General features: G+C 53.1%; 25 protein-coding genes. 16 read left to right on the forward strand and 9 right to left on the reverse strand.

What is annotated here, in order from left to right; genetic code table 11:
- Nucleotides 1-5 precede the first annotated feature (5 nt).
- Genes hisH through ABD949_RS13995 form a run of 4 tightly spaced genes read left to right on the forward strand, consistent with a single transcriptional unit; the run spans nt 6 to nt 3,625 of the window.
- Nucleotides 6-641: an imidazole glycerol phosphate synthase subunit HisH gene (hisH, locus tag ABD949_RS13980; protein ID WP_345244430.1), complete on the forward strand. Its 636-nt coding sequence runs from the start codon at nt 6-8 to the stop codon at nt 639-641.
- Complete coding sequence (locus ABD949_RS13985; RefSeq protein ID WP_345244432.1) at nt 634-1,401, forward strand: AglZ/HisF2 family acetamidino modification protein; 768 nt, start codon at nt 634-636, stop codon at nt 1,399-1,401. The genes hisH and ABD949_RS13985 overlap by 8 nt, the downstream gene beginning before the upstream one ends.
- Before the next feature lie 4 nt (nt 1,402-1,405).
- Complete coding sequence (locus ABD949_RS13990) at nt 1,406-2,509, forward strand: DUF354 domain-containing protein (protein ID WP_345244434.1); 1,104 nt, start codon at nt 1,406-1,408, stop codon at nt 2,507-2,509.
- A gap of 18 nt (nt 2,510-2,527) precedes the next feature.
- Nucleotides 2,528-3,625 (forward strand): sugar transferase, encoded by a 1,098-nt coding sequence (locus tag ABD949_RS13995; protein WP_345244436.1) that lies wholly within the window; start codon nt 2,528-2,530, stop codon nt 3,623-3,625.
- 49 nt (nt 3,626-3,674) lie between these two features.
- Here the strand turns inward: ABD949_RS13995 and ABD949_RS14000 are convergent, their stop codons facing one another.
- Both ABD949_RS14000 and ABD949_RS14005 read right to left on the reverse strand, forming a co-directional pair.
- Nucleotides 3,675-5,222 (reverse strand): capsule assembly Wzi family protein, encoded by a 1,548-nt coding sequence (locus tag ABD949_RS14000; protein ID WP_345244438.1) that lies wholly within the window; start codon nt 5,220-5,222, stop codon nt 3,675-3,677.
- A gap of 97 nt (nt 5,223-5,319) precedes the next feature.
- A complete protein-coding gene (locus ABD949_RS14005; protein WP_345244440.1) occupies nt 5,320-6,051 on the reverse strand; it encodes a hypothetical protein in 732 nt (243 codons plus the stop codon).
- Nucleotides 6,052-6,213: 162 nt separating this feature from the next.
- Between ABD949_RS14005 and ABD949_RS14010 the strand changes: the two genes are divergently transcribed.
- The 8 genes from ABD949_RS14010 (at nt 6,214) to ABD949_RS14045 (ending at nt 17,287) form a co-directional block, all read left to right on the forward strand.
- A complete protein-coding gene (locus tag ABD949_RS14010; RefSeq protein WP_345244442.1) occupies nt 6,214-6,855 on the forward strand; it encodes an acetoacetate decarboxylase family protein in 642 nt (213 codons plus the stop codon).
- Nucleotides 6,856-7,051: 196 nt separating this feature from the next.
- Complete coding sequence (locus ABD949_RS14015) at nt 7,052-7,858, forward strand: FecR family protein (protein ID WP_345244444.1); 807 nt, start codon at nt 7,052-7,054, stop codon at nt 7,856-7,858.
- A gap of 61 nt (nt 7,859-7,919) precedes the next feature.
- Nucleotides 7,920-11,000 (forward strand): SusC/RagA family TonB-linked outer membrane protein, encoded by a 3,081-nt coding sequence (locus ABD949_RS14020; RefSeq protein WP_345244446.1) that lies wholly within the window; start codon nt 7,920-7,922, stop codon nt 10,998-11,000.
- A 31-nt stretch (nt 11,001-11,031) separates the two neighbouring features.
- Entirely contained in the window at nt 11,032-12,768 is a 1,737-nt protein-coding gene (locus ABD949_RS14025; protein WP_345244448.1) for a RagB/SusD family nutrient uptake outer membrane protein, read from the forward strand.
- A gap of 160 nt (nt 12,769-12,928) precedes the next feature.
- The gene (locus ABD949_RS14030) at nt 12,929-13,900 is read left to right on the forward strand and encodes a sugar phosphate isomerase/epimerase family protein (RefSeq protein ID WP_345244450.1); all 972 of its coding nucleotides are present in this window, start codon (nt 12,929-12,931) and stop codon (nt 13,898-13,900) included.
- An 84-nt stretch (nt 13,901-13,984) separates the two neighbouring features.
- Nucleotides 13,985-14,728 (forward strand): 3-keto-disaccharide hydrolase, encoded by a 744-nt coding sequence (locus ABD949_RS14035; protein WP_345244451.1) that lies wholly within the window; start codon nt 13,985-13,987, stop codon nt 14,726-14,728.
- 116 nt (nt 14,729-14,844) lie between these two features.
- Complete coding sequence (locus ABD949_RS14040) at nt 14,845-16,170, forward strand: Gfo/Idh/MocA family protein (RefSeq protein ID WP_345244453.1); 1,326 nt, start codon at nt 14,845-14,847, stop codon at nt 16,168-16,170.
- 55 nt (nt 16,171-16,225) lie between these two features.
- Nucleotides 16,226-17,287 carry a DUF6807 domain-containing protein gene (locus ABD949_RS14045; RefSeq protein WP_345244455.1) on the forward strand — a complete coding sequence of 354 codons (1,062 nt, stop codon included), beginning with the start codon at nt 16,226-16,228 and terminating at the stop codon, nt 17,285-17,287.
- Between the two features lie 79 nt (nt 17,288-17,366).
- Here ABD949_RS14045 and ABD949_RS14050 read toward each other — a convergent pair whose 3' ends face one another.
- Entirely contained in the window at nt 17,367-17,765 is a 399-nt protein-coding gene (locus ABD949_RS14050) for a hypothetical protein (RefSeq protein WP_345244457.1), read from the reverse strand.
- A 220-nt stretch (nt 17,766-17,985) separates the two neighbouring features.
- On the opposite strand from ABD949_RS14050, the gene ABD949_RS14055 reads away from it, so the two are divergent.
- Together ABD949_RS14055 and ABD949_RS14060 are read left to right on the forward strand one after the other, a co-directional pair.
- Complete coding sequence (locus ABD949_RS14055) at nt 17,986-19,497, forward strand: 4Fe-4S binding protein (RefSeq protein WP_345244459.1); 1,512 nt, start codon at nt 17,986-17,988, stop codon at nt 19,495-19,497.
- Nucleotides 19,498-19,566: 69 nt separating this feature from the next.
- Nucleotides 19,567-20,259 (forward strand): type 1 glutamine amidotransferase domain-containing protein, encoded by a 693-nt coding sequence (locus tag ABD949_RS14060; RefSeq protein WP_345244461.1) that lies wholly within the window; start codon nt 19,567-19,569, stop codon nt 20,257-20,259.
- A 12-nt stretch (nt 20,260-20,271) separates the two neighbouring features.
- Here the strand turns inward: ABD949_RS14060 and ABD949_RS14065 are convergent, their stop codons facing one another.
- From ABD949_RS14065 to dusB, 6 genes are all read right to left on the reverse strand, one after another.
- Nucleotides 20,272-20,940 (reverse strand): CpsB/CapC family capsule biosynthesis tyrosine phosphatase, encoded by a 669-nt coding sequence (locus tag ABD949_RS14065; RefSeq protein ID WP_345244463.1) that lies wholly within the window; start codon nt 20,938-20,940, stop codon nt 20,272-20,274.
- A 249-nt stretch (nt 20,941-21,189) separates the two neighbouring features.
- Nucleotides 21,190-21,750: a ribosome recycling factor gene (frr, locus tag ABD949_RS14070; RefSeq protein ID WP_345244465.1), complete on the reverse strand. Its 561-nt coding sequence runs from the start codon at nt 21,748-21,750 to the stop codon at nt 21,190-21,192.
- Between the two features lie 53 nt (nt 21,751-21,803).
- The gene (gene pyrH / locus ABD949_RS14075; protein WP_345244467.1) at nt 21,804-22,535 is read right to left on the reverse strand and encodes a UMP kinase; all 732 of its coding nucleotides are present in this window, start codon (nt 22,533-22,535) and stop codon (nt 21,804-21,806) included.
- 47 nt (nt 22,536-22,582) lie between these two features.
- The gene (locus tag ABD949_RS14080; RefSeq protein WP_345244468.1) at nt 22,583-23,083 is read right to left on the reverse strand and encodes an acyl-CoA carboxylase biotin carboxyl carrier protein subunit; all 501 of its coding nucleotides are present in this window, start codon (nt 23,081-23,083) and stop codon (nt 22,583-22,585) included.
- A gap of 24 nt (nt 23,084-23,107) precedes the next feature.
- On the reverse strand, nt 23,108-24,025 hold the full coding sequence (locus ABD949_RS14085; RefSeq protein WP_345244470.1) for a DMT family transporter: 918 nt from the start codon (nt 24,023-24,025) through the stop codon (nt 23,108-23,110).
- Between the two features lie 19 nt (nt 24,026-24,044).
- Nucleotides 24,045-25,034, reverse strand: coding sequence for a tRNA dihydrouridine synthase DusB (gene dusB / locus ABD949_RS14090; RefSeq protein WP_345244471.1), 990 nt, complete (start codon nt 25,032-25,034; stop codon nt 24,045-24,047).
- Nucleotides 25,035-25,158: 124 nt separating this feature from the next.
- Here dusB and ABD949_RS14095 point away from each other — a divergent pair, with 124 nt between their 5' ends.
- Both ABD949_RS14095 and ABD949_RS14100 read left to right on the forward strand, forming a co-directional pair.
- On the forward strand, nt 25,159-26,121 hold the full coding sequence (locus ABD949_RS14095; RefSeq protein WP_345244473.1) for a CPBP family intramembrane glutamic endopeptidase: 963 nt from the start codon (nt 25,159-25,161) through the stop codon (nt 26,119-26,121).
- Nucleotides 26,114-26,338, forward strand: coding sequence for a DUF2007 domain-containing protein (locus tag ABD949_RS14100; RefSeq protein WP_345244475.1), 225 nt, complete (start codon nt 26,114-26,116; stop codon nt 26,336-26,338). Before ABD949_RS14095 ends, ABD949_RS14100 begins: the two co-directional genes overlap by 8 nt.
- Nucleotides 26,339-26,425: the final 87 nt, after the last annotated feature.

The raw sequence follows: 26,425 nt of genomic DNA on the forward strand, positions 1-26,425 counted from the left end.
ACATCATGTTGAAAGTTGTTGTCGTTGATTACGGAATGGGTAACCTGCGGTCGGTTCATAACAAGTTCCGGCGGATGGACGTTGACTGCTGCCTCAGCGCCGACCCTACCGTCATTCAGCAGGCTCAGGCACTGATTCTGCCGGGGGTAGGACACTACGGTAAAGCCATGGACCGACTACGACAACTCGATCTGCTTCAACTGCTCCACGACCGGGTGCTGGGCGAACAGGTTCCCGTTATGGGCATTTGCCTGGGCATGCAGTTACTGATGGAGCATAGCGAAGAAGGCGATGCCGCTGGCCTTGGCTGGATAAGGGGTAATACCGTGCGGTTCCGGTTTGACCAAACAAGGCTGAAAGTGCCCCACATTGGCTGGAACAGCGTTGAAAACGTCCGGCCACACCCGATTCTGGAAGGACTGCAGCCCGACGAGCTATTTTACTTTGTTCACTCCTACCACGTTGACCTGGCCGACCCGGCCGATGCCCTTCACCGCACCCACTACGGGTATCCGTTCGTGTCGGCGGTGCAGCGGGATAACATCTTTGGCTTTCAGTACCATCCCGAAAAAAGTCAGGATGCGGGCGTGACCCTGTTCCGGAATTTTGTAAACCTTGTCCAGTCACCGGCCTATGTATAGACCCCGCGTGATTCCCTGCCTGCTGCTCAAGCATACCGGCCTGGTTAAAAGTGTGCAGTTTACCAACCATCGTTACATCGGCGACCCGATCAACGCCGTGCGGCTGTTTAATGACCTCCGCGCCGACGAATTGATTTTTCTCGACATCCGGGCGAGCGCCGAAAATCGTACCATCGATCCGGAACTGGTGCAGAAGATCGGCGACGAGACGAATATGCCGTTTACCGTCGGTGGCGGGGTCCGTTCCCTAAGATCTATCGAATTACTAATCAAAGCAGGTGCCGAACGCGTTTGTATAAATACCTATACGTTGGCCAATCCGGCATTTATCCGGGAGGCCGCCGACGAGTTCGGCTCCTCAACTATAGTAGCCTGTATTGATGTCAGACGTAACTGGTGGAAGAAGGAGCAGGTATATGACCACGTTCATGGCCGGTCGACAAGCTTCTCCCCGCTGGACTTTGCCCGGCAACTGGCGGATTACGGCGTCGGCGAACTGATCGTTCAGTCGGTAGAGCAGGACGGGATGATGACCGGTTATGCCGTCGACCTGGTTAAAAAAATAGCCGGGGCGGTAGATGTACCCGTGGTAGCGCTGGGCGGTTGCGGCTCGTTCGCCGATATCCGTCAGATCGTTACCGAAGGACAGGCGTCGGCGGCTTCGGCAGGCAGTCTGTTTGTTTACCATGGTCCGCGCCGGGCCGTGCTCATTAATTTTCCGACGCAACCCGAACTACACCAACTGTTAAGTCAACCCTGATTGAATGAAGAAAATTTTACTGGATATTGGTCATCCTGGTCACGTGCATTACTTCCGGAACGCCATCCGGCTGCTGGAGCAGCGTGGACATCAGGTTGCCGTGGTAGCGCGTGACAAAGAGGTAACCTTCAACTTATTAAAGGCCTACGGCATTCCGTATACCTCCCGCGGCACGGGCAGTAAAGGATTACTAGGTAAGCTGCTGTATATTCTGAAAGGCGATTACCATATGCTGAGGGTGGCCCGAGCCTTCAGGCCGGACCTATTTCTCAGTTTTGCGTCGCCGTACGCGGCCCACGCAGCCCGCCTGGTGGGCAAGCCGCATATTGCCTTCGACGATACCGAGCACGCCCGGCTGGCCCACCTGATGTATCGTCCGTTTACCGATACCATTGTCACGCCTAAAGCTTACCGCAGGCGATTCGGTAGCAAACAGATCTGCTTCGACGGCTTCATTGAGCTATGTCACCTTGCTCCGGCTTATTTTCAGCCCGACCCGGCAGTGATCCGGGAGGTGGGGTTGAGTACATCGGATCGGTTTATACTCCTGCGTTTTGTGTCCTGGGAGGCCAGCCATGATGTGGGTCAGCAGGGGCTTACGTATCAGCAAAAACTAGAGCTCGTCAATACTTTGCAGCGCTACGGCCGGGTGTTTATTTCGTCAGAGGGAAAACTGCCCGCCGAACTGGAGCCCTACCGGCTTACCTTAGCCCCGTACAACCTGCATCACTTTCTGGCCTATGCCAGCCTGTACATCGGCGAAGGCAGCACTACCGCCAGCGAATGCGCCTTATTGGGCGTTCCTAACATTCTGGTGAATAGTTTACTGGCACCAGATACCCGACCCGGTGTTCACACCGAACTGGAACGGTATGGAGTACAGGAGTTGTTTGTATCGTTTGAAGGCGTGCTGGAACGGGCCGAATCGCTGCTAGATCAGGACGCCCGAGCCGACTGGCAGGAGCGCCGGCGGCAGATCTTTGAAGAAAAGATCGACGTAACCTCATTTATGGTCTGGCTGGTAGAGAACTACCCCGCCAGTTTTCGTACCTTGCAGGAGAATCCGGCGTATCAGTACCGTTTTAAATTGGCCCTTGAGCAGGTATAGTGTCTAACTAACGGACTTATGACCTTTCCACTTCCCGTTTTACAGGTAGAGTCAGCAAGAATCAGCCACCACAGTCTGAATCTGTCAGACAGGCTGGCTCAATTTACCTATACCGAAGAGATACTGCGCCGGATCAATGGATTGACCAACTGGCTGAGCAACTCCCCGGCATTGCTGGAGGAACTGACCGAACCGGCCCCACTCCCATCGGCCCCGCCGTACCAGACCCTGTTTTTAGGCCATGCCTTAAACCAGACTTCCGACATTACAGAATCTTTACGCAAGTCCTTCTCCTTGATTCAGCCTGGTGGCTTTCTGATTTGCCGGCTGGAAACTTCCGAACAGCGAAAAAACCGCCTGTTTGGACTGTCTCCGTCAGGTCTCGCCTACCTCTGGTATGTTGTTGATTACCTCCTGCATCGGGTAGCCCCCCGATTTAGCCTGACGCGCCGACTCTACAAACAGTTTTTTCCGACGGAACGCGTCTTGTCGCGCGCGGAGGCATTGGGCCGGATCATTCATGCGGGTTACACCCTCACGTCCACCCTGGATACGGGCGACCAGTTGTATATCAAAGCACAGAAAATCACCACCGAACTGGTACAGCGCCCACCCTCACCGGAGGGTATCCTGTTGACCATGTGGCGGGTGGGGCAAAGCGGAAGGCCATTCCGGGTGTATAAGATCCGGACTATGCATCCGTATTCTGAATATCTGCAGGAATACATGCACCAACTGAACGGCCTGGAAGCCGGGGGCAAGTTTAAAGATGACTTCCGGATTATCGCGCCCGGCCGCTTCATGCGAAAATACTGGCTTGACGAAATTCCGATGTTCATCAACCTGCTGAAAGGGGACATCAAACTGGTGGGCGTCCGTCCATTAAGCAGCCAATACTTCAATCTCTACCCCGAAGCGGCCAAACAGGAACGTATCAGGCACAAACCAGGTCTGTTTCCCCCCTACTATGCCGACCTGCCCCAGACTTTCGACGAGATTGTTGACTCGGAACTCCGCTACCTGAGGGCCTACAGTCAGGCTCCCCTACGAACCGATGGCCGGTATCTGCTAAAGATCCTTTACAACATTATCTGGAAACGAGCCCGCAGCAAATAAAAACAGGGCAGCCTCAGGTAGGGGCTGCCCTGTTTTTATTTGCTGCAGATTACCAGTTCCGCTGGCGTTCGATCAGCCGGGTGTTATCTCCGTTCAGCCACTCTTTGCGGATGCTGAAATAAAAGCCGGTGCTGTTCCGATACAGTAATCCATTGTCACTTGCAACAGTCAGATGAGCCCACAGCCCTTGCGACGCATTCAGCGGAATACCAAACCGGGCATACGAAGATACCTGCCAGGTATGATACGGGAAAGGGGCTATGTACCGGCCCCGGTTATCGCTCACCGAACATTTCAGCTGGAAGGTGTAGTCGCGCAGGACCGTACCGGCCAGCCCGGCATGGAATACCAGCACCCGGTTGTTGTTGGTAAACCGGCGAAGATCATTCGGGCCTGCCACCATCCTGGGCAGGCCGGCGCGGCTGTCGGTCTGGGGCGTAATAAACGGCGTACCCAGGGTCCGGCCCAGGTACGCCCAGCCGTCTATGTACTGGTAGTTGTTGAAATACTCGTCCTGTCCCCGCGTCTTATCCACAAACGTAAACTCCGGGCCGCCCTGGCTGCGGGTATCCAGCACCTCCAGCACCAGTTGGCGGAGCTGAAAGCCCTGGTTCACCGGCTTACGGTTGCGAAAGCGTACGCCCGTCAGACCGTCGGTAATGTTATTGCCGTAAAAGAGCGACCCATCATCGAACAGGAACTGCCGGTACAGCATAACAGAAAACCCGGCATTCTGGATCTCTACCCCCACATCGGCCGACCCAAGATGATTGCCAATGCGGTTATTGGAATCGATGGTAGGTAACCGGGTCGTATCAACGGTTGCACGGGCCGGCAATGATGTTCCCAGGACAACATCGATATAATCCCGGAATGTAGATGGTAACCGGCCGCTTTTGACAAACAACGGATTATTGATGTCGGAACGTCCACCCCACTGCGCCTGATGGTTCAGCCCACCGTAGAAGCGGACTGGCCAGGATTCTTTGCCGAGCCGTAGGTACAGAGCTTTCTGATGCAGGTAAAAGTTTTTAATGCCTCCCTGGTTATCGAACCAGCCATGGGCATAAGCACCCTGCACCGCCAGCAAACCTCGGGTAAAGCCAATCGGGGTAAATGTAGGAATGGATACTTCAATTCGGGGGATAGGCAGGGCATTGCCCGACCAGCTATAAGGGCCAACGCCCAGTGTAGAATCGGCCAGTCCGATTACCTGCCGCCACCGGCCAGCCCGGGCCTCGAAAATGCCAACCCGCGCTTTCGCATAGACGTCAGGCAGCAGCAGTGAGGATTTAGAAGCAATATTGGACACCACACTTAGCCCATATCCCCAGTCCAGCCGCAGGCGCTTCGGGTACAGGCGGCCGGCACTGTCACTGGGGAGTCGATAATCCCGGTAGATACCGGCCCGCGCCGTTCCGAACGGCCCTTCCTTAGGAACGATGCCAAACTGATTGGCGTGCAGCCAAAATGGAGTTCGATCCGTGCTGGCTGCTGCCCCTCCCGCTTCCACATAGGTGTAGTTGGGAGCAGACTGCGCCAGCGTCTGCTGCACCGTAATGAACAGGCCTAAAAAGCCCAAGGGTAAAAACTTCATAAGAAGGCCAAACTAGCGTTACTTTATGGCCGCTAATATGACCAATTTAGTGGTTTTATCCATACACCGGCCCGAAACTTAGCGTATAGACATTCTCTCACTTACCCCCGGACCGGGCCTGCCTGCGGGATCGGTGCCAGTCCCGCACATCGTCCCAGAACCGGCCCAGAAAAAACGTCGGCCCAATGCTATAGAAGGCTCCCCTGTAGCTGGCCCTGCTATCGGGAAAATCCTGTTTGAGCGCTGTGCGGTAGCCGGCATACGCGTTTACCCCCAGCCAGTGCAGGGCTTTGAACTTGGGCAAGGCGGGCAGTTTTGCGGTAACGGATATCCCAATACCGGCGGGTATAAAATTCCCCGTTTTGACCAGCGTACCCCGCACCGATTCCGTCGCAAATTCATACCGGGAGGTGCCCCAGCCAATATCGACCGGCAGGCTCACATCCCAGCGATCATTCCTGACCAGAAAAGGCTCGTAGTAGATCATAAAGAAGTTTAGCCGGCGCAGACCCGCCGAAAACGAAATGGGTTCTTCCAGCAGATTGTGCTGCCGCAGCGGCTGCCGGATAAAACTATACCCGATACCTACCTGGTGCCGGTTATTGAGCCATAAACCCACTCTGGCCCCATTTACCCGTATCGGCATTTTAAGCCCCTCCAGGTCTTTGGTGTCCTTTAGAAAAAGAAAACGCCGGTCCAGACCCGCCGTCAGACTGATCTTTTGAGCTGGCTCCTGCTGTTTATCAAGCGTATCAGAAACGGTCTGACTCCACCCACTTATGCTGTACAGCCAGCAAATAAAGAAACTATATGTAATACTCCGCCACATATCTGGTACTCCTTCCTGCTTTAATTCCCCACAAATCATCATCTCATCACCGAAGGGAAAGTCAAATCTTATGCCAGTTGGTAATCTACAGGTCTGGGGGTGCCCTGCCTTTGCTGACTTTTGTGTACCTTAAATCCCAAACACCTCCCACGAGGCAGCTACATGCCCATTATTCCTCCCCCCTGGTCGCTGACCGGTAACGGCCTGGTGCTGATTTATCATTTTCCGGAAGCCTTCGTGCGCAACCACGGCTTTTTGGCTGGCTACCAGCGGCTGACCTATAAAGGCTGGCTTGGCGCAGTCATTCTTGCCGACTACGATACCTCCGGCGTTGGTCCGTACCGGGAGTTACTTTTTATGCCAGGGTTGTTTGGCTTTGGTCGCCGGCGGAGTTTTTCAATATCGAAGATCTATGTCTCTACCCAGGACAGCGTAGAGAGCGGGATTGCCAATTGGGGTATCCCAAAGGAGTTAGCCGATTTTGAGATAGTACACACGCCCGATGGCTCAACGCTGTACCGCGTCAGCCGGGGAAGGCACCTGTTTTTCCAGCTTCGGGTACGTTCGTGGGGCCCGGAATTTCCGGTCACAACGAAGCTGATTCCCCGGTTGGGCGTAATCCAGCAGCGTGACCGGGATCTGCTGTTTACCCATTTGACAGCCTCCGGAAAAGCCCGGCTGGCTTCCCGGAAAAGTATGCTAATTGATCCAGTCTATTTTCCTGATTTCAGCCAGATTAGGCCCCTCGCTATCTTGTCAATCCAGGGTTTCAGCATGACGTTCCCAGTCCCGGAACTGGTTTAATCAGATTTTAACTGAACCGGTGTTTCCCGGTCGGAATGCCCACTGCGGCCTGCTGGCCGCAAAATTCACATTTAACCGCCTTCTTCGCTTATTCTTGTCAACCAAAAGTTACAACGAAATTCTAGGGCCCATAAGTAGAATGGCTTAAGCGCTGCTCTTTTGTGGGTAATTAAAATTTATCCCTTAAAAGTACTAAATGAAGCCTTATTCCGCCTACACCGCTGAGGAACTCGCCCTCGACGACCTGTTCGTCCGGTGGGTGCAGCACCCCGGTGATGCGGAAGTAGACTCCTTCTGGCAGGGCTGGCTCAACCAGCACCCGCACCGCAGTGATACGGTAGACACCGCCAGGGTGCTGGTTCGGGAGCTTTCTTCGACCCGGCTCCGGCGGATGGGCCATGACGAAGTGTCGTCACTCTGGGGCCGTATCCGGGAGTCGCTGCAGGACATGGAAGAGGTCCGGCCCCTGCAGCCTGAGGTAAGATCGTTTGTGGCCTGGTGGTATTTTATCCGTACGGTTGGCGCAGCGGCCGGCATTATCCTGTTCATCGGCTGGGCGCTCTGGATGCAGTATGCCGAAGAAGGTATGCAAACGATCCGTACCTCCCCCAATCTGACCCAGATGGTACGGCTGCCCGACGGATCTACGGCTCTCCTGCATGCAAACAGCCAGTTGCGATTTTCGCGGCAATGGACCTCCGAGGCTCCCCGCGCCGTGTGGCTCCAGGGCCAGGCCGATTTTATGGTAGTTCACACAAAAGGTGCCCGGGAAGAAGGGTTGTTCCGGGTCCACACCACAGACCTGACTGTAGAGGCAACCGGCACCACGTTCCGGGTGCGGCAACGACAGCAGGGGACTCGTGTGGTACTGAAAGAAGGGCATGTAAAATTATTATTGAGTCATTATCCGGAACCGGTTCAGCTCCGTCCTGGTGATTCGGTCGATGTATCGTCCGGCCGTATTCAGCCACTTGACCGCCGTTCCCTGGCAGAACGAGATTAAGCAAGCAATTCCAATTTCAATTCCTTATTCTAAATACAAACCAACCGTTTAATCCCTAATTATGAGCCAATTATCTACTGATCCCAATCAGTTCCGACTCAGGCTGTCGGCATTGGGGCTCTCCGCTCTGCTTATGGCCGCGACTCCGGGCTTTGCCGCTCCGGGTACCGGCACAACACCGCCGGCGAATCCGACTGAACAACCCGCGCAGGAACGCACCGTGACCGGCCGCATCGTGTCGTCCGAAGACAACACCGGTCTGCCGGGTGTAAACGTTGCGGTGAAGGGAACCACCCGCGGTACCACCACCGATGCTGAAGGCCGTTACCGGCTGGCCATCCCGGCCGACAATGCCGTGCTGGTATTTTCTTCCGTCGGTTTTATGTCGCAGGAAGTAAGTGTTGGCAACCGCTCGACCGTCGACATCAAGCTGGCCGTTGACCAGCGTACCCTGAACGAAGTCGTCGTAGTTGGGTACGGTACTCAGAAGAAAAGCCAGGTGACGGGTGCTATCTCTTCTGTCAGTTCAAAAGAAATTGCTGAGCTTCCGATTACGAATGCCCGACAGGCTCTACAGGGTCGTGCGGCCGGGGTCGACGTCGTGCAGGCCAGCAGCAAGCCTGGTGCTGGTCCGGTGGTACGTATCCGCGGCCGCCGGTCAATCAACGCTTCCAACGACCCGCTATATGTAGTCGATGGTATCCCGCTGGCTGGTGGTATTGATGATATCAACCCCAATGATATTGCCTCCATGGAGGTTTTGAAAGATGCGTCGGCTACGGCGATCTATGGTTCCCGGGGTTCTAATGGGGTCGTGCTGATCACCACCAAGCGTGGTAAACCGGGTAAAACAGTAGTAGCTTATGACGGCTACTATGGTTTCTCAGACCGGTTAGGCCAGATAGATGTGATGAACGGAACCGAGTTTGCCGAGTACAAGCGCGAGTCTCGCCGGGCGGTAGGTACCTATCCGGCCGGAGCAGCGACTGCCGATGCGGACGCCAAACTCTTTGAACCCATCGAATTGGACGGTATTACCAAAAACCGGAGCACTGACTATCAGTCATACCTGCTTCGTCAGGGGCGTATCCAAAGCCATCAGATTGGGGTGCAGGGTGGTAGCGAGAAAACGCAGTTTGCTATTTCCGGCAACTATTTTAACGATATAGGTATTGTTAAAAACCAGGATTTTACCCGGTACACCTTCCGGATCAACCTCGATCACCAGATCAGCAAGAATATTAAGGTCGGTACCTCAACGCTGGGGGTATATAGCCTTCGCAATGGCGAGAACTTTAACCCACTAGGAGGATCCTATGCAGAGAACCCCCTGGGGAGGCCATACGACGACAATGGTAACCTGATCTTCCTGCCCACTTCAGACGGTTTGCGTACTAATCCAATTGCTGAAGTTATTCCGGGAGCGCAGATTGACCTGACCAAGCGGATGCGGATCTTCAATAGCCTCTACGGCGAATGGAACATCATTGACGGGTTAAAGTACCGTGTAAACTTTGGTCCCGACCTGACCAACACCCGCATCGGCCGCTTTGTCGGCAGCCAGACGAATGCCCGCCGGGGTGCCGACCCAACCGGTTTTACCCGCTACGATTTCGGCTTCAACTGGACACTGGAGAACATTCTTAATTACACCAAGACGTTTAATCAAATCCATAACCTGAATTTTACCGCGCTGCAATCGATTCAGAAAGATCAGTTTGAGCGGGGTGAAATCAGCGTGACGGGTATTCCGGCCGAAACTCAGCAATTCTATAACCTGGGTCAGGCATCACTTATCAATAGTGTCGGATCAAACTTCAGCCAGTGGACTCTTAATTCGTACATGGGCCGGGTTAACTACGACTACAACGACAAGTACCTGCTGACGCTGACCGCCCGATACGATGGATCTTCCCGGTTTGGTGAAAACACTAAATATGGTTTCTTTCCCTCGGCGGCTGTAGGCTGGAACATTAGCAACGAACCGTTCCTGAAGAATGTCACCTGGGTTGATCAGTTAAAGCTCCGGGCCAGCTACGGTTCCATTGGTAGCACGGCTATCGATCCGTATCAGACGCAGGCGCAGTTGGCCCGTACGGCCTATGCCTTTGGTAACGCCGGTGCGTTTGGCTACCGCCCCTTCACGATCGGTAATCCGGACCTGAAGTGGGAATCAACCACCAACTCAAACATCGGTTTAGACTTTAGCCTGATCAGAGGCCGCATTTCGGGTTCAATGGAATACTACCGCGCCGATACCCGCGACCTGCTGTTATTCGACCAGCTTCCGCTGACGAGTGGCTTTGACCGGGTATTGCGTAACGTAGGTAAGACACGGAACCAAGGTTTCGAGTTAACCTTGTCGACGGTTAACGTTGATGCGGCTAACAGTTTCCGCTGGACCACCGATCTTCAGTTTACCCGTAACCGTGAGTCGATTCTGGAACTGTTCAACGGTAAGGTGGACGACGTTGGAAACTCCCGCTTTATCGGTCAGCCGCTGACGGCTTATTTCGACTATAAGAAGGTCGGTATCTGGCAATTGAACGAAGCCGAAGAAGCCAAAAAATACCAGAGTGCACCGGGCCAGATCAAGATTCAGGATACCAATGGTGACGGTAAAATTGACCCGGCAGACCGCGTAATCCTTGGTTCACAGGTTCCGAAGTGGAGCGCGGGTATCACCAACCGCTTTGAGTTTAAAGGCTTTGACTTGTCGTTCTTCGTATTTGCCCGTGTCGGTTACATGTTCCGCAGTATCTTCCACCAGGACTTCCTGACCCTGGCTGGTCGCTACAACAGTCTGGATGTTGACTACTGGACACCGAATAACCCGACCAACGAGTTCCCACGGCCAAACCAGAACCAGGAGTTCCCGCCGTTCCGGTCGACACTGCTGTATTTCGACGGTACGTTCGTGAAGATTCGTAACATCAACTTAGGTTACAACTTCCCGGCGAAACTAACAGAGAGACTGGGCATCGGTTCATTACGGGCATTTGTCAGTATGCAGCAGCCGTTCATCTTCTCTGAATACCGCACCAAATACAAAGGTATCGACAGCGAGACGGATGGTGACGTAAACGCAGATCAGTCACCGGCTATACGGCAGACTACCTTCGGTCTTAACCTGAAATTCTAATCCTTTACGAATAAATTGAACGAATTTGACAATGAAAACATATAAGTTAAGCAGTACGCGTGCCACGGCACGGTCACTTAGCAAAGCGGGCTTGTTGGTTGCCGCTCTGCTGACCAGTACGACTGGTTGTAAAGACTTGTTAGAGGAAACCCCGATTTCGCAGGTTGGGAGCCAGTATGCCTCCACACCAACCGGCTTTGAATCTGTTGTTCGGGCAGCCTATGCGTCTCTTCGCGAATACTACGGCCGCGAATCAGCCATGACCCTAAGCGTATTTGGTACCGATACCTATACCATGGGAGCTGATGGCAGCTTTAAGTTTGTTAATCAGTACACCTCGCAGATTGACGGACGACTAGGACCAACCAATGAGATTTGGAATGCTTTCTACAAGGCTATCAATACGATCAACGTAGCGCTGGATGCTGCGGATGGTATTCAGGGTCTTGATCCGGCCATCAAGAAGCGCCGGATTGCTGAGTTGAAATTTTTGCGCGGACACCACTACTTCCTTCTGGTGCAGATGTTTGGTCCGGTTTCTTTATTAACGAAAGGTAACCTGGTACCAAGCAAGGAATACACCCGTGCTCCGGTCAAAGATGTATACGCTCAGGTTATTGCTGACCTGGAAGCTGCCATCCCTGATCTGGCAGCGCCGACGACCGATTATGGCCGGGCTACCAAAGGAGCCGCCGAACACCTGCTGGCGCGGGTATACCTGACCAAAGGAACAGATAAGGATGCCGCTGCCACCGACGATTTTGCCAAAGCAGCTACGCTGGCACAGAATGTAATTAAGAATTACAGCTATAAACTGCTGCCGGATTTCTCAAGTGTCTTTGCGCAGGGTGGCGGTGAAATTAATGACGAAGTCATATTCTCGACTCAGTATACGTCTGAGCCTATCACGAACATTGGTTCAGGCTACAACAGTACGACCACGAGCAACGTCACCATCAACGGTAACCAGACGCACCTGTATTTTGGGATGGAGTACGACACGCAGGCCGGGATGCAGCGCGACGTACTGAATGGTCGGCCGTTTAAGCGGTTCATGCCGACCACCTATATGCTGAATACGGTTTTCGATCCGGCGAAACGGTCCATCGACTCACGCTATAAGAAAACGTATAAGGATACCTGGCTGTCAAACCGTCCGGGTACATTCACGAACCTGTTCGATACGTCGAAAAAGTCGGTAACATTTGCCGCCGGGGATACCACTATTTATATCCCTGGTGTTGAGTGGACAATGGAGCAACGGGCAGCCAAGAAGTATCAGGTTTTAACGCCCAGCATGTACCGGCCTAATCTATTCCCAACCCTGCAGAAGTTTCTTGACCCCCTGCGCCCTGACCGTACGTATGAACCAGGTAGCCGTGACTTTATCATGATGCGTCTGGCCGAAACCTACCTGATTGCGGCTGAAGCGCTGATCAAGCAGGGTAAACCGGCCGAAGCGGTGCCGTTTATCAATGCGGTTCGTCGCCGGGCTGCCTGGCCGGGTAAGGAGAAGGAAATGGAAATCACTGCCGATCAGGCCACCATGGAGTTTATCATGGAAGAACGTGAGCGCGAACTGGCCGGTGAGATGTTCCGCTGGTTCGACCTGAAGCGCTGGGGTAACCTGGTTGAGCGGGTCAAAAAGTATAATCCGGACGGAGCCCCGAATATCAAGGACTTTCATGTTCTGCGGCCCATTCCGCAGGATCAGATCGACCGGACTGCCGGTGGTGCTTCCAAGTATCCGCAAAATCCGGGGTATTAATTAATTTACGTTTCAAGGTTCAACCAGAATGAGCCCTCAAACTAAAAAAGGCAGCCGTGTCAACAGGGCTGCCTTTTTTAGTTTGAGGGCCGTTCAGTAGATTAATGGTAACCATTACTTTAATAAGATAGGACTTAACCCACAAAATCTATACATTTAAATGTCGGCTTATACTGATTACTCCCAAACCCATACCGCAGAAACAGTCGGCAGACGGCAGTTTCTGAAAATGGCTGGCTTGTCGGCTCTGGCGCTGAGCGCCGGAGTTGACGCGCTGGCCGGGCCACGATTGGCCGACCTGGCCAAAAAATCCGGTTTAAAGATTGGTTACTCCGCCATTACCTGGGGCGGCAAAGACGAGCAGGCCATTAAAGACCTGGCGTCTCTCGGCTACAAAGGCATTCAGCTCCGCGCCAATACCTTCGGCCCCTACCGCAACAAAGTCTCTGAACTAAAAGCCTTGCTGGAAGAGCATAAGCTGACGCTGGCTATGTTCTCCAGCGGTAACGTCGACGTTGATCCCGCCAAAGTGCAGAGTACCATTGATACGCATGTAGCGCACGCCAGCTTTGTGAAAGCCCTGGGCGGTTCGGCCTTTCAGATGACCAACAGCCTCCGTAAAGGAGGTGTGGCACCGACTACCGACGAACTGAAAGCGCTGGCCAGGGTAATGAACGAAGTTGGTAAACAAACCGCCGATATGGGTATCCAGGCTACTTACCACAACCACATGAACCAGTGGGGCGAAACGCCGGAAGAAGTAGACGTTCTGGTGCAGGAGATGAACCCCAAATACGTAAAACTCCTGCTCGATATTGCCCATTACAGACAGGGCGGTGGCGACCCGGCCAAAGCCGTACGCCAGTACAAAGACATTCTGCATACCCTGCACCTGAAAGACACCATGAGCCCACTCCCCGACAAGCCGGACAACCCGAAAGCCTACCGGTTTGTCGAACTCGGCCGGGGTAACGTGGATGTACCGGCGGTGTTTGCCGCCCTGAAAGACATTAAGTTCAACGGCTGGGGCGTTATCGAGCTGGACGGCGTTCCCGAACCCGGCAAAACGCCACTTGAGTGCGCGAAGATTAATAAGGAATATATTACGAAAACGCTGAATCATCCGATTTGAATTGAATGATCGAGTGATTGGATGATTGAATAGGCCCTGCCCTTCCGACATTCCGTCATTCAACAATTCAATCATCCAACAATTATGAAAAACCTCCTCATAGCCGCTGGAGCCCTCCTGCTCCTCATCGCGGCCGAAAAACCGCAAGCGCCGAATACGCTGACGAATGCCGAGAAAAAGGCCGGCTGGAAACTGCTGTTTGACGGCAAAACAACCAACGGCTGGCGCGGTGCCTATAAAGAAACCTTTCCCACCGGTGGCTGGTCGGTGGAGGACGGTACCATTACGATTGAGAAAGCCGACGGCCGGGAGTCGCGCAATGCCGGGGATATTGTCACCACCGGCGAGTACGGCGATTTCGACCTGACGTTTGAATTTAAACTGACCGAAGGTGCCAATAGTGGCCTGAAGTATTTTGTGGCGGAGCATACCCCCAAACCGGCCGGCTCCGCTTACGGTCTTGAGTACCAGGTGCTGGATGACGATAAGCATCCGGACGCCAAAATGGGACGGAACGGCAACCGGACGGTGGGCTCTCTGTATGACCTGATTCCGGCTACCGAGAAAGCGGCCAAACCCATCGGCGAATGGAACCAGGCCCGTGTGCTCTCCAAAGGCAGCCACGTGGAGCACTGGCTCAACGGAAAAAAGGTAGTGGAGTACGAGCGCGGCAGCGAAGCCTTCCGCCAGTTGGTAGGCCAGAGCAAATACAAAGCCGCCAGCTACAACACCAACGGTCGCTTCGGCGAAGCCCCAAAAGGTCACATCCTGCTACAGGACCACGGCGACAAAGTATCGTTCCGGAACCTAAAAATCAGAGAATTGTAAAAAAGACACTGGATGTTAGACATTGAACATTAGACTTTTATAGGCATTGTCTTTATCTAAAGTCTAGTATCTAATGTCCAATATCTTCGTAAGCCAACCTTAAACGTAATACCTCAATGGATACCCGTAGAGACTTTATAAAGAAATCGGCCCTTGCCGGCCTTGGCATGAGCTTCTCAGCCAGCAGCTACGCCCGCATTCTGGGTGCCAACGAACGCGTGCGCGTGGGCATCGTCGGCTTCTCCGACCGCTTCCGCTCCTCACTGGTGCCCAGCTTTGCCGCCCATGCCAAAGACATGAACTTTCAGTTCGTGGCTGTTTCGGATATCTGGAACCGCCGGCGTGACGAAGCCGAGCAGTACCTGAAAGGCAAAGGCCTGATCAGCGATAACTTTGTAAAGTGCCGCAACAACGAAGAACTCTACGACCGCAAAGATATTGACGCCGTCATCATCAGTACAGCCGACTTTCAGCACGCCCTTCATTGCGTGGAAGCTGTAGAATCCGGCCGCGACGCCTATGTCGAGAAGCCCTTTGCCGAGTCGCTGGAAGATGCCCGTAAGGCGTTGAAAGCCGTTGAAAAGACAAAGAAGATCGTACAGATCGGTTCGCAGCGCCGGAGTGCGCCCAACTACCATGCGGCTAATGAGTTTATCCGCTCAGGTAAGTTTGGCGATATCACCATGGTAGAGATGACCTGGAACGTAAACCAGCCGGGCCGCTGGCGCCGTCCGAAACTGGTATCCGAAATCCGGAAGGAAGATACCGACTGGGTACGTTACCAGATGAACCGGCCAAAAACGGAGTGGGACCCACGTAAATACCTGGAATTCCGTCTGTTCTACCCCTACTCGTCGGGTATTCCAGGCCAGTGGATGTCGCACCAGATCGATACGGTACACTGGTTCAGCGGCTACGATCACCCGCGCAGCGTTGTGGCCAACGGGGGCGTGTATGTCTGGAAAGACGGCCGCACCAACGCCGATACATTCACGGCTGTATTTGATTACGGTCCGGAAAATGACAAGTCGAAAGGTTTCCAGGTAACCTATCACTCGCGGATGCACAACGAAGCCGGCGGTGTTAAGGAATATTATTACTCAAACGGGGGTATGATCAACCTCGACACCAACCAGATTACTTCTGAAGGTGGTTTGCAGGCCAGAGCTGCTAAAGAAATGAATATGCAGGCCAATCTGCTGCCGACTATTCAGTTGGAAAAGGGTGCGCCGGTTGAAACCTCGGCCAACACCGGTGCCGACGATATGACCTCGCGCCATATGCGCAACTGGATGGAGTGCGTACGCAGCCGCAAAGAGCCGAATGCGCCCGCCCGTGCCGGCTTTAATCACTCAGTCGCTAATATTATGGCGACGACGGCCCTGCAAACCGGCAAGCGCGTAACGTTTGACGACAAGAAGCAGGATGTGGTATTGAGCTAATCAACCTCACCCCAACCCCTCTCCCGGTACGGGAGAGGGGCTTTTTATTTAAGCTATGAAAACATCCCGAATTACGGCTCTGCTGCTCGCCGGTGTCCTGATTACTTCTGCCGGGTTGGCGCAGAAGAAAGGGGCCCGCGTTCAACTGACGCCCAACGAGACACAGAAGAAAATAGACGTCAGCATCGACGGCAAGCCCTTTACGGCCTACTTCTACCCCGGCCCTGATGTCCTGAAAAAGCCCGTCCTCTACCCTATTCTAACCGCCAACGGCACCGCCATTACCCGTGGCTGGCCCATCGACCCTCGACCCGGTGAGCGCGTCGACCACCCGCACCATGTGGGTATGTGGTTTAACTACGGCGACGTAAACGGCCACGACTTCTGGAACAACTCCAACGATGTAAGAGGCCATGGCGGCCCATTCGGCACCATTGTGCATACCGGCGTTAAGTCGATGAAGAGCGGCAATGACCAGGGCGAACTGACCGTAACCGCCAACTGGCTCGACAAAGACGGCAAACCCATGCTGAAGGAGACAACGACGTTTACGTTCCGGGGCACCGGCAACGAACGCACCATCGACCGGGCAACCACGCTGACGGCGCTTGATAAAGACGTACTCTTCAAGGATAACAAAGAAGGTATGATTGCCATCCGGCTGGCCCGCCAGCTGGAACACCCGTCCAATAAGCCCGAAGTATTTACCGACGCCAGCGGAGTAGCCACCAAAGTACCAACGATGAACAACGCTGGCGTAACCGGCCGCTACAAAAGCAGCGAAGGGGTAGAAGGCGAAAACGTCTGGGGAAAACGCGCCAAATGGATGAACCTGACGGGCACTATCAACGGCGAGAACATTTCGGTAGCCATCTTCGACCATCCGCAAAACGTTGGTTATCCCACTTACTGGCATTCCCGCGGCTACGGCCTCTATGCAGCCAATCCTTTGGGAGCTAAAGTGATGAGTGAAGGCAAGGATCCGGCCATGAACTACAACCTGCCCGCCGGCAAATCGGTAACGTTCCGGTACCGGGTGGTGGTTACCTCGAATGCCGATAGTGAGAAAGCGATGGATAAGCAGGCGGAAAGCTTTTCGGCCAGCCGCAGCAACTAACAGGCGTGAGACTACTGCACAAAAAAAGCCCTCGTGTAGAGGGCTTTTTTTGTAGATAAAGCGTTATGCAATAAAGATCTTAATTCAGGTGAACCAGCGCCGATTTATAAATACGGGTTTCGAGTGAATCGAGCCAGCCGCGAAGCGCTTCGCTCTCTTCTTTGGCGTTGTTCAGCTCGGCATCGATCTGGCGCAGCAGAAAGAAAAGCTGCTGAATATGCATCCACTGCTGATGCATCCGTTGGGCATCATCGGCTGTTTGCGGAAATTTCCTGGCCTCCGACGTCAGCTTACGCAGACTGATCCGGAGGTGATAACGTAAAATCATTAGGCGGCTGGCCATGGGTAATTCCTTAGGGTTCCGCTCTAGTTGGGCAATGCCCCGCGATAGGATTGAATTACGCTGCTGAAGCTGGTCCGATACAACCATCCAGGCCTGTTCCGCCTGCAACGATTGGTACGTTACAGTAGTTGTCATATTAGTTACGGTGTTTTTTTACAATTATAACAATATATCAAATAGAAAATTCAGGTTTTCTCACGTTTATACGAATTTTAATTCGACTTTCTTACATAGCTTAGAATAATATACTGTCTTTCAGTTTTTTGTACAATTCTAAGCTAAGTCTATCGGCCAACCGGTATTCGTACAATTAAAAACAACCGTACTTTTACTATTTTCTATATCTTAGATGTATATGAAAGGAATTCGTTTAGTGGGGTTAAGCCTTTTTTTTGCCGGGTTTGTTGCTTTTGTTATCACGCTGGGTTTTGGGCAGTACCAACTTTCGTCTGCCATTATTGAGCAGACGATAAAACCGGAACACCGGGCGATCGTTCAGGAACGAACCGCCTTTATGAACGGCCGGCTTTACGCTTCGAACGTTGCCTTTATCGGCGACTTTGAAAAAGCAATTACCGGTTATAATGAAGAAGTTCGCTCCCGTCAGGAATGGGATAAGGTAATTTATGACGACTATGCGTTTGACGTCACCAAAGCAGCCTCACTGGGGGTACTCCAGGGAAGCTCCTGGCTTTGGTTCTGGCTGAGCATTGGCCTGGCCACTCTGGGAGCGCTGGTATACATAACAACCGGTCTGCGGCAGTTACCAGGCATCAAAAACAATCTTCTTTACCGCCATCCCGCTACCGACCGGGGCTGGATTGGCATCATCGTCGGAGCCTTTCTCATCGGCTTTTACGTTGTTCTTTATTTTTACCCCGAATACCTCACCAACTGGGTGCTGTTGGTCGACCCGATCAGCCGGAGTATAAATGGCGGAGCGGCCAGCCGGTGGTTTCTGTACGGATTTCTCTATACGCTGGTCATCTGGGTAATGGGCATCCGGATGCTCATCAATTACCGGCATAATCGGTACCAGCAGGTCCGAACGGTATCGGTGATCTTCTTCCAGACCGCCTTTGCGTTTCTGATTCCGGAAATACTGACGCTGCTCAATCAGCCCTACCAGGATCTGAAAAACATCTGGCCACTCGACTACACCTTCTTCTTCGACTACCGGATCAACGAGAAAATACAGGCCGGTGGCCTCGGCATCTTCATGCTGGTTTGGGGTACGGCACTGTCGCTGGTTGCGGTGCCGGTGCTTACCTATTTCCTTGGCAAACGCTGGTACTGCTCCTGGGTCTGCGGCTGCGGAGGGCTGGCCGAAACCCTGGGCGACCCCTACCGCCACCTGTCCGACAAACGACTGGCCGCCTGGAAAATTGAACGCTGGATGGTGCATAGTGTCCTGGTCTTTGCCGTGGTTATGACCCTGCTCGTTTTATACACCTATTTTAGTGGCCAGTCAACGGTGCTGGGTTTTCTGGATTCGTACAGCGTCCGGTCAGCGTACGGCTTCTGGATCGGCTCCATTTTTGCCGGCGTGGTCGGTACCGGATTTTACCCCCTGATGGGTAACCGGGTCTGGTGCCGGTTTGGTTGCCCCCTGGCGGCTTATATTGGGCTGGTGCAGCGGTTCAAATCGCGGTTCCGGATCACCACCAACGGCGGGCAGTGTATCTCCTGCGGCAACTGCTCGGCCTACTGCGAAATGGGTATCGATGTCCGCTGGTACGCCCAGCGCGGCCAAGACATTGTCCGGGCCTCCTGCGTTGGCTGCGGTATCTGCTCGGCCGTCTGCCCCCGCGGTGTCCTGAAGCTGGAACTGGGGCCGCAGAAAAGTAGAGTTATAGGCGAAGGGTGAAGAAACAGACGCCAGCTAATTCTTACCGCTTCACTTATACGCATAACTCTTTTTTTTACCTTTACCCTTATGGACCCGAAAGTAAAGGTGCTCATTGTCTGTACCAACCACACTGATTACCCATCCAGGCCACACAAAACCGGCCTTTGGCTGAGCGAAGCCACGCATTTCTACGACGAACTGGCCGACCGTAACATTGGCTACGACATGGTTAGTCCCCAGGGTGGCCACATTCCGATTGATCAGAAAAGCCTGGACCTGAAAGACAACATCAACGACAAGTGGTACCACAATCCGGATTTCCGGCATAAGCTGGAAAATTCTCTCCGCCCTGAAGAAATAAATCCTGCCGACTATCAGATTATTTATTTTGCCGGGGGACATGGAACTATGTGGGACTTTCCGGAAAATAAAACCTTACAGGAAACAACCCGGCAGATTTACGACAACGGTGGTATGGTAGCCGCCGTTTGCCATGGCGTATGCGCCCTGCTCAATGTTACTTTGTCGGACGGAACCCTGCTGGTCGATAACCGACAGGTGACCGGATACTCCAATCTGGAAGAAAAACTCGTCCGACTCGACGAGGAGGTGCCGTTTTTACTGGAGGATGCCCTAAAAAAGAAAAACGCGCTCTACAGCAAAAGCCTGATTCCTTTTCTGCCGTATATTGAGGTCGATGAGCGGCTGGTAACGGGTCAAAATCCGCTGTCGAGCCGGAAGGTAGGCCGGAAAGTGCTGGAGGAGATTTTTGAAAAGTAAGGTTCGCTGGCTTCAGCGGATTTGCGGGAACAACGGAGATTCCATGGCTTGCTGAATTAAATCCAGACGTGGGGGAGCCGACCAGAAATCAACCATATCTTCCCGGATCAGCCACTGGGCCAAGCGCCGGGCCTCCGGCGATGCCTCATACGTCAGCGACCGCAGATTAACCTGAAAGCATACACCGGCCTCACGCAGGATAGACACCCGTTCCGGCATCTGCTGCAGAAAAACATATTGTTCGGCGTGACTCAATACCGGTGAATATCCTTTCTGTTTGAGAATGTTCATAACGACACCAAAATTCTCCGGACGATGCACCAGAGAAGTCTCCACCAGCACAAATTTTCGCGCTCGTTCATTCCCTGTAAAGCACATCAGCTCCTGGTCCGATTCAAGCAGGTTGCTCAGTCCCTCATCCCAGTAGTATTCGGCAGCCGGCTCCAGTTTTACCGGGATATGCTCCTGTCGCAAAAGTCGTTCCAACTGCTGAGTTTTCTGAATAATTAACGCGGGATCCGGCAAATAGTAGTCCTGCATGATGTAGGAAGTAGCCACCACGCTTTGCCAGCCCAGGTTGTATAATCCGCGCAAAAAACGCAGACTTTGCTCAACCTCAGCAAGCCCATCGTCCAAATCGGGCAAAAAATGGCATTGGATCGTTGCCTGCCATCTGGACATATTTTCCGCTCTTCTGGTCTGGTGTCGTTTGAAATACGAAAAAGGCATTCGTCAAGCTGGTACTTCGATTAATTTGGCACGGACTACCCGGAAGTACTCTTATAAGAGTACATGAATTATGCCAAGTTGAACGGACATACCTCCTTAAAAATGCGCTGTTTACTAACAAAAAATCTGAAATAGGGTTTTAAATAATTTCAACAAAAAAGCCGGTCATCCGACCGGCTTTTTTCTGGTTCACTTTTTTTATTAAACGGCCATTATATCCCGCTCTTTGGCCTCAAAAATTTCATCGATACGGGCTATGAATGTATCGGTTAGTTTCTGGACGCGTTCTTCGCCCCGCTTTACATCATCTTCCGACACTCCTTCTTTGGTCAGCTTCCGAATGCCGTCGTTGGTATCTTTGCGAATATTACGAACGTTCACCTTGGCGGTTTCAATTTCCTGCTTCACTTTTTTCACCAGGTCACGCCGACGCTCTTCGGTCAGGGGCGGAATGTTGAGCCGGATGATTTCGCCGTCGTTGGTGGGAGAAAGGCCGAGGTTACTGTTGCGGATGGCCTTTTCAATTTCACCGATTATCTTTTTCTCAAATGGCTTAATCGCAATCGTCCGGGCGTCGGGTGTCGTGACCGAAGCCACGTTATTCAGGGGTGAAGGCACACCATAATACTCGACCTGAATACCGTCCAGCATATTGGTAGAAGCCTTACCGGCCCGGATCTTAGCCAGTTCGATGTTCAGGTGCTTCAGCGCCTTCTCCATCGTATCTTTCGCGTCATCGAGATATAGTTCAATCTCTTCCATTCGTCAGATTAAGAATTTAAGCGGACAAGTTATTTTAAAATGTTCTATTCGAATCAGGTGGGAATATCTACCGTGATCAGGGTGCCTACGTCTTCGCCCTGCACCAGCCGCAGCAGATTCCCGGGCCGGTTCATATCGAATACGATGATCGGCAGGTTATTTTCCTGACAAAGCGTAAAGGCGGTCAGGTCCATAACACTCAATTTCTTTTCGTAAACGTCGTTAAAGGTAATAGTCGTGTAGCGGGTAGCGGTTTTGTCCTTCAGCGGATCGGCCGTGTATACGCCATCCACGCGGGTCCCTTTCAGCACCACATCGGCTTCAATTTCAATGGCCCGCAAACTGGCCGTGGTATCGGTTGTAAAGTATGGGTTACCGGTTCCGGCCCCAAAAATGACCACCCGGCCTTTTTCGAGGTGACGCACCGCCCGCCGGCGGACATAGGGCTCGCAGACCTGCTCCATCTTGATGGCCGACATCACACGGGTGTACATCCCATGCTGCTCCAGCGAGCTCTGAATCGCCATGGCGTTGATAACCGTAGCAAGCATGCCCATATAGTCGCCCTGCACGCGGTCCATACCCGACCGCTCGCCCGTGATACCCCGGAAGATATTCCCCCCGCCGATCACGATGGCAACTTCAACACCCAGGTCCCGAATTGCTTTAACTTCTTTGCTATACTGCTCCAGAATGGTCGGATCAATACCAAATCCGCCCTGACCGGCCAGAGCCTCACCGCTTAGCTTGAGCAGTATGCGCTTGTACTTTAGTTGTTGAGCCATGTTTACGATTTTGCCCGCAAAGATAAAGAAAACTTAGTTTGAGCCGTTTACTCAAACTCAATTAACACCTGGTTCTTCTCTACCCGGTCGCCTTTGCCTACGCGAATGGTACGAACGGTAGCGTCGCCGGGTGCTTTGATGGCGTTCTCCATCTTCATGGCCTCCAGAATCACCACAATATCGCCTTTCTGCACGGTGGTCCCCGGCTCCACGCTGACGCCAACGATCAGACCGGGCATGGGGGCCTTGATGTCGTTAACCTTGGAACCGGCGGCACTGCTCATCCCCATCTGTTCGAGCAGCAGGTCGAAGCGGTCCTTCAACTGCACCCGGTACAGCGCCTGGTTGATCTTGAGCGTTACCGCTTTAGCATCAGTTTCCAGAGATATTAATTCTGCCGTGTAGGATTGGTTGTTGCGGATAATATGGAATGTCCGGTCGGAGAGCCGGACCAGATCCCATTCGAAAGGAGAGTCGTTCAGGGTAGGTCCCTGCGGGGTAAATTCAATCTTGAAGGGATCACGGTCGTTGACGCTGGTCTGGAACATAATAGGATGTTGTCTGATGAAGGGTCACTTCTTTCGGTTGACCAAATATACGCCAAACAAGCAAACGGCCATACCCACATAATGCGGCAGCGCAATGCGCTCATGGTCCAGCATGCCCCACATCAGGGCCACAATCGGCATCAGGTACGTCACCGACGACGCAAAAATCCCCGACGACAACTGCACCACCCGGTTGAAAATAATGGAGGTAACGCCCGACGACATCACGCCCAGAAACAACAGCGCAAAGAAGGAAAATGAAGCCCCGGTAGCCGCCACCCGGCTGAAGAAATCGGTGGTGAGCAAGATACCCAACGCCAGCGGCCCCACAAACGCAAAAATCCAGGTGGTGGATACCAGGGCGGGCAAATGACTGAGGTACCGGACAATGTTGTTGATGTTGATCCCGTACATGACCGTTGCCACTACGACCAGCAGCGCGTAGCCGTTGATCGTGAGCGTTCCCGAAGCCGAATAGAAAATCAGAAAAGCCGTTCCGGTAAAGCCGAGCAGGATGCCCACTACCTGCATCCACCAAACCCGCTGCCGGAAAAACAGCGTACCAATGATCAGGGTAAAAAGCGGACTCAGCGAGTTTAAAGCGCCGGCGAGTGAACTATTGATGTGCGCTCCTGCTTCGGCAAACAGGAACGCCGGTCCCAGAAAACCCAGAGTTCCACTCACCAGGAACGCCCACCAGCGGTCGCGGAGCGTTTGCCGCACTTCGGCCCGGCGTATCTGCCCCAGCATCATCGGCAAAAAGAACAGAAAGGCAAAAAAGATACGTCCGGCCGCTACCTGCTCGACCGGAAAAACAGCCAGACTGCGCTTAATGAGAATGAAAGAGCTGCCCCATACCAGGGCCATCAGCACCAGCAATACCCAGGCTAATAACGGACGTGGCCGGTGAACCACAACAGGTTTGGCAGGAGCAGTATTCATGTATTTCGTTCTCCCTGAGTTATACCAAAGCCCCTTCGTACTGCTCCGTAATCCGGCCCAGAATTTCGGTTACTTCGCCGTAAGTATCAGCCATCACCAGTTCGGCCCGGAACGGTTTGAAATTTTCCAGCCCTTTGAAGTAATTGGCGTAATGCCGGCGCATTTCAAAGATGCCCACCTTCTCCCCTTTCCATCGGATGGAGAAATCGAGGTGATTGCGACAAACCTCAACCCGGTCGGCAATGGTTGGGGCCGGCAGGTGTTCACCAGTTTTGAGGTAATGTTTAATCTCGTTGAAAATCCACGGATAACCGATCGACGCCCGGCCTATCATAATGCCATCGACCCCGTAGCGATTCTTGTACGCTAGCGCTTTTTCGGGGCTGTCGATGTCACCATTCCCGAAAATCGGAATCTTAATACGTGGGTTCTCCCGTACTCTGGCAATGAGTGTCCAGTCAGCTTCGCCCTTGTACATCTGCACACGGGTCCGGCCGTGAATGGTCAGCGCCTGGATACCAATGTCCTGGAGCCGCTCGGCTACGTCTTCAATGTTTTTGGTGCTATCGTCCCAGCCAAGCCTGGTTTTTACCGTTACGGGCAGGTGAGTGGCTTTAACAACAGCCTCGGTCATCCGCACCATTTTCGGAATATCCTGCAATAAGGCCGCTCCGGCTCCCCGGCAGGCCACGTTTTTGACCGGACAGCCGTAGTTAATGTCAATCAGGTCCGGACTGACCCGGCTGGCGATTTCGGTGCAGGAGCCCATGGTTTCTATATCGCTCCCGAAGAGCTGAATGCCGATGGGCCGCTCGTACTCGAAAATGTCCAGTTTCTGTACGCTTTTGGCTGCGTCGCGTATAAGCCCTTCCGACGAAATAAACTCGGTGTACATCAGGTCGGCTCCGTTGGCTTTGCACACCGCCCGAAACGGCGGATCGCTGACGTCCTCCATTGGTGCCAGCAGCAGCGGAAACTCGCCCAATTCTATAGGTCCAATCTTTACCATATTATCTTGAATGCCCGGTAATGAGCTAACAACAACCGGAAGCCGTAAGTTTTATCATTATAAAAAGAAACAAACGGATCAGATGCGCAAAAGCTCGCATTTAACCTGTAAATTTACGAGAATTATGCAACCTGTTCCTACTGATTTACGCACTACGCCGGAACCTCATCCCCTGCGCACGCTGTTGCTGCTGACGGGTTTTGTTATTCTGGGTATGTCGCTGGGCAGTCTCATTGCGGCCCTGGTCGTAGTCGCGCTATCGTCCACCGGCGGAGATACGTCGCTGACCAACCTGGCGGCCCTGCTCCAGAATCCGGCGGCATACCCCAACGGCTGGTATATTCTCATGACGGTGCAGGGCATCAGCCATGCCTGTACGTTTCTGCTGCCCTGCCTGGCCTACTGGTACCTGATCGACCGCCGGCGCTGGTCCGATTTTAATACCCGCCCGCTCGTTACCGTATCGGCGCTGGGGCTGGTGGTGCTGCTGGTCATTGCGTTTATGCCCTTCAACGGCCTGATCATTGAATGGAACCAGCAACTGAAACTGCCGGAGACGCTGGCACCGGTAGAACAGTGGATGCGCCGGAAAGAAGATGAACTGGCTAACCTGACCAAATACCTGACGTCGTTCCGAACCACTGGTCAGTTGACAGTAGCCATGCTGGTTATAGCCGTGCTGCCGGCCATCGGCGAAGAGTTGCTTTTCCGGGGTATACTGCAGCGGAAGTTTGTGGCCTGGACCCGCAACGTACACGCCGGCATCTGGCTGGCTGCCTTTATCTTCAGTGCCATTCATGTGCAGTTCTACGGGTTTATCCCCAGGGTACTGCTGGGGGCCATGTTCGGCTATCTATATGCCTGGTCCGGGAACCTGTGGGTACCCATTCTGGCACACTTCATCAACAATGGCTTCACGGTACTGATGGTTTTTATGTATCACCAGAAACTGACCTCCATCGATATTGAGAACACCAAGACGGTACCGCTGCTGGGCGCACTGGTGTCGCTGGTATTTTCTGCCATAATATTGGTATATTTCCGAAGGGTCAACCAACGGCCCTCCAATGCACAACCGTATGTTTGAAAACTGGGAGAAGGTACTCACCACCCCGATGCCATACCGGGCCGAGCTGGCCAAGGCCATTCTGGCCGAGAACGAAATTGATGCCGTGGTGCTTAACAAACAAAGCAGCAGTTATCCTCCGTTTGGCAATTGCGAGGTGTATGTACCCATAAAACAGGCCATTATCGCCAAAGTGATCTTAGACATGGGCCTGCTCGAAGTAGAGGCTGAAGAGTAGGCGTGACCACCTGGAGCAAGTAGTACATGCGGCAGAAAGTCTGTTTCCGGGCTTCACATTGACCATGAATAACAGGTAAATTCAAGG

The organism is Nibrella saemangeumensis (assembly GCF_039541915.1).
In the GTDB taxonomy this organism is placed as follows: Bacteria; Bacteroidota; Bacteroidia; order Cytophagales; family Spirosomataceae; genus Nibrella; species Nibrella saemangeumensis.

Coding starts and splice junctions, on each gene's coding strand:
- hisH (WP_345244430.1), top strand. CDS start 6: ATGTTGAAAGTTGTTGTCGTTGATTACGGAATGGGTAACCTGCGGTCG.
- ABD949_RS13985 (WP_345244432.1), top strand. CDS start 634: ATGTATAGACCCCGCGTGATTCCCTGCCTGCTGCTCAAGCATACCGGC.
- ABD949_RS13990 (WP_345244434.1), top strand. CDS start 1,406: ATGAAGAAAATTTTACTGGATATTGGTCATCCTGGTCACGTGCATTAC.
- ABD949_RS13995 (WP_345244436.1), top strand. CDS start 2,528: ATGACCTTTCCACTTCCCGTTTTACAGGTAGAGTCAGCAAGAATCAGC.
- ABD949_RS14000 (WP_345244438.1), bottom strand. CDS start 5,222: ATGAAGTTTTTACCCTTGGGCTTTTTAGGCCTGTTCATTACGGTGCAG.
- ABD949_RS14005 (WP_345244440.1), bottom strand. CDS start 6,051: ATGTGGCGGAGTATTACATATAGTTTCTTTATTTGCTGGCTGTACAGC.
- ABD949_RS14010 (WP_345244442.1), top strand. CDS start 6,214: ATGCCCATTATTCCTCCCCCCTGGTCGCTGACCGGTAACGGCCTGGTG.
- ABD949_RS14015 (WP_345244444.1), top strand. CDS start 7,052: ATGAAGCCTTATTCCGCCTACACCGCTGAGGAACTCGCCCTCGACGAC.
- ABD949_RS14020 (WP_345244446.1), top strand. CDS start 7,920: ATGAGCCAATTATCTACTGATCCCAATCAGTTCCGACTCAGGCTGTCG.
- ABD949_RS14025 (WP_345244448.1), top strand. CDS start 11,032: ATGAAAACATATAAGTTAAGCAGTACGCGTGCCACGGCACGGTCACTT.
- ABD949_RS14030 (WP_345244450.1), top strand. CDS start 12,929: ATGTCGGCTTATACTGATTACTCCCAAACCCATACCGCAGAAACAGTC.
- ABD949_RS14035 (WP_345244451.1), top strand. CDS start 13,985: ATGAAAAACCTCCTCATAGCCGCTGGAGCCCTCCTGCTCCTCATCGCG.
- ABD949_RS14040 (WP_345244453.1), top strand. CDS start 14,845: ATGGATACCCGTAGAGACTTTATAAAGAAATCGGCCCTTGCCGGCCTT.
- ABD949_RS14045 (WP_345244455.1), top strand. CDS start 16,226: ATGAAAACATCCCGAATTACGGCTCTGCTGCTCGCCGGTGTCCTGATT.
- ABD949_RS14050 (WP_345244457.1), bottom strand. CDS start 17,765: ATGACAACTACTGTAACGTACCAATCGTTGCAGGCGGAACAGGCCTGG.
- ABD949_RS14055 (WP_345244459.1), top strand. CDS start 17,986: ATGAAAGGAATTCGTTTAGTGGGGTTAAGCCTTTTTTTTGCCGGGTTT.
- ABD949_RS14060 (WP_345244461.1), top strand. CDS start 19,567: ATGGACCCGAAAGTAAAGGTGCTCATTGTCTGTACCAACCACACTGAT.
- ABD949_RS14065 (WP_345244463.1), bottom strand. CDS start 20,940: ATGTCCAGATGGCAGGCAACGATCCAATGCCATTTTTTGCCCGATTTG.
- frr (WP_345244465.1), bottom strand. CDS start 21,750: ATGGAAGAGATTGAACTATATCTCGATGACGCGAAAGATACGATGGAG.
- pyrH (WP_345244467.1), bottom strand. CDS start 22,535: ATGGCTCAACAACTAAAGTACAAGCGCATACTGCTCAAGCTAAGCGGT.
- ABD949_RS14080 (WP_345244468.1), bottom strand. CDS start 23,083: ATGTTCCAGACCAGCGTCAACGACCGTGATCCCTTCAAGATTGAATTT.
- ABD949_RS14085 (WP_345244470.1), bottom strand. CDS start 24,025: ATGAATACTGCTCCTGCCAAACCTGTTGTGGTTCACCGGCCACGTCCG.
- dusB (WP_345244471.1), bottom strand. CDS start 25,034: ATGGTAAAGATTGGACCTATAGAATTGGGCGAGTTTCCGCTGCTGCTG.
- ABD949_RS14095 (WP_345244473.1), top strand. CDS start 25,159: ATGCAACCTGTTCCTACTGATTTACGCACTACGCCGGAACCTCATCCC.
- ABD949_RS14100 (WP_345244475.1), top strand. CDS start 26,114: ATGTTTGAAAACTGGGAGAAGGTACTCACCACCCCGATGCCATACCGG.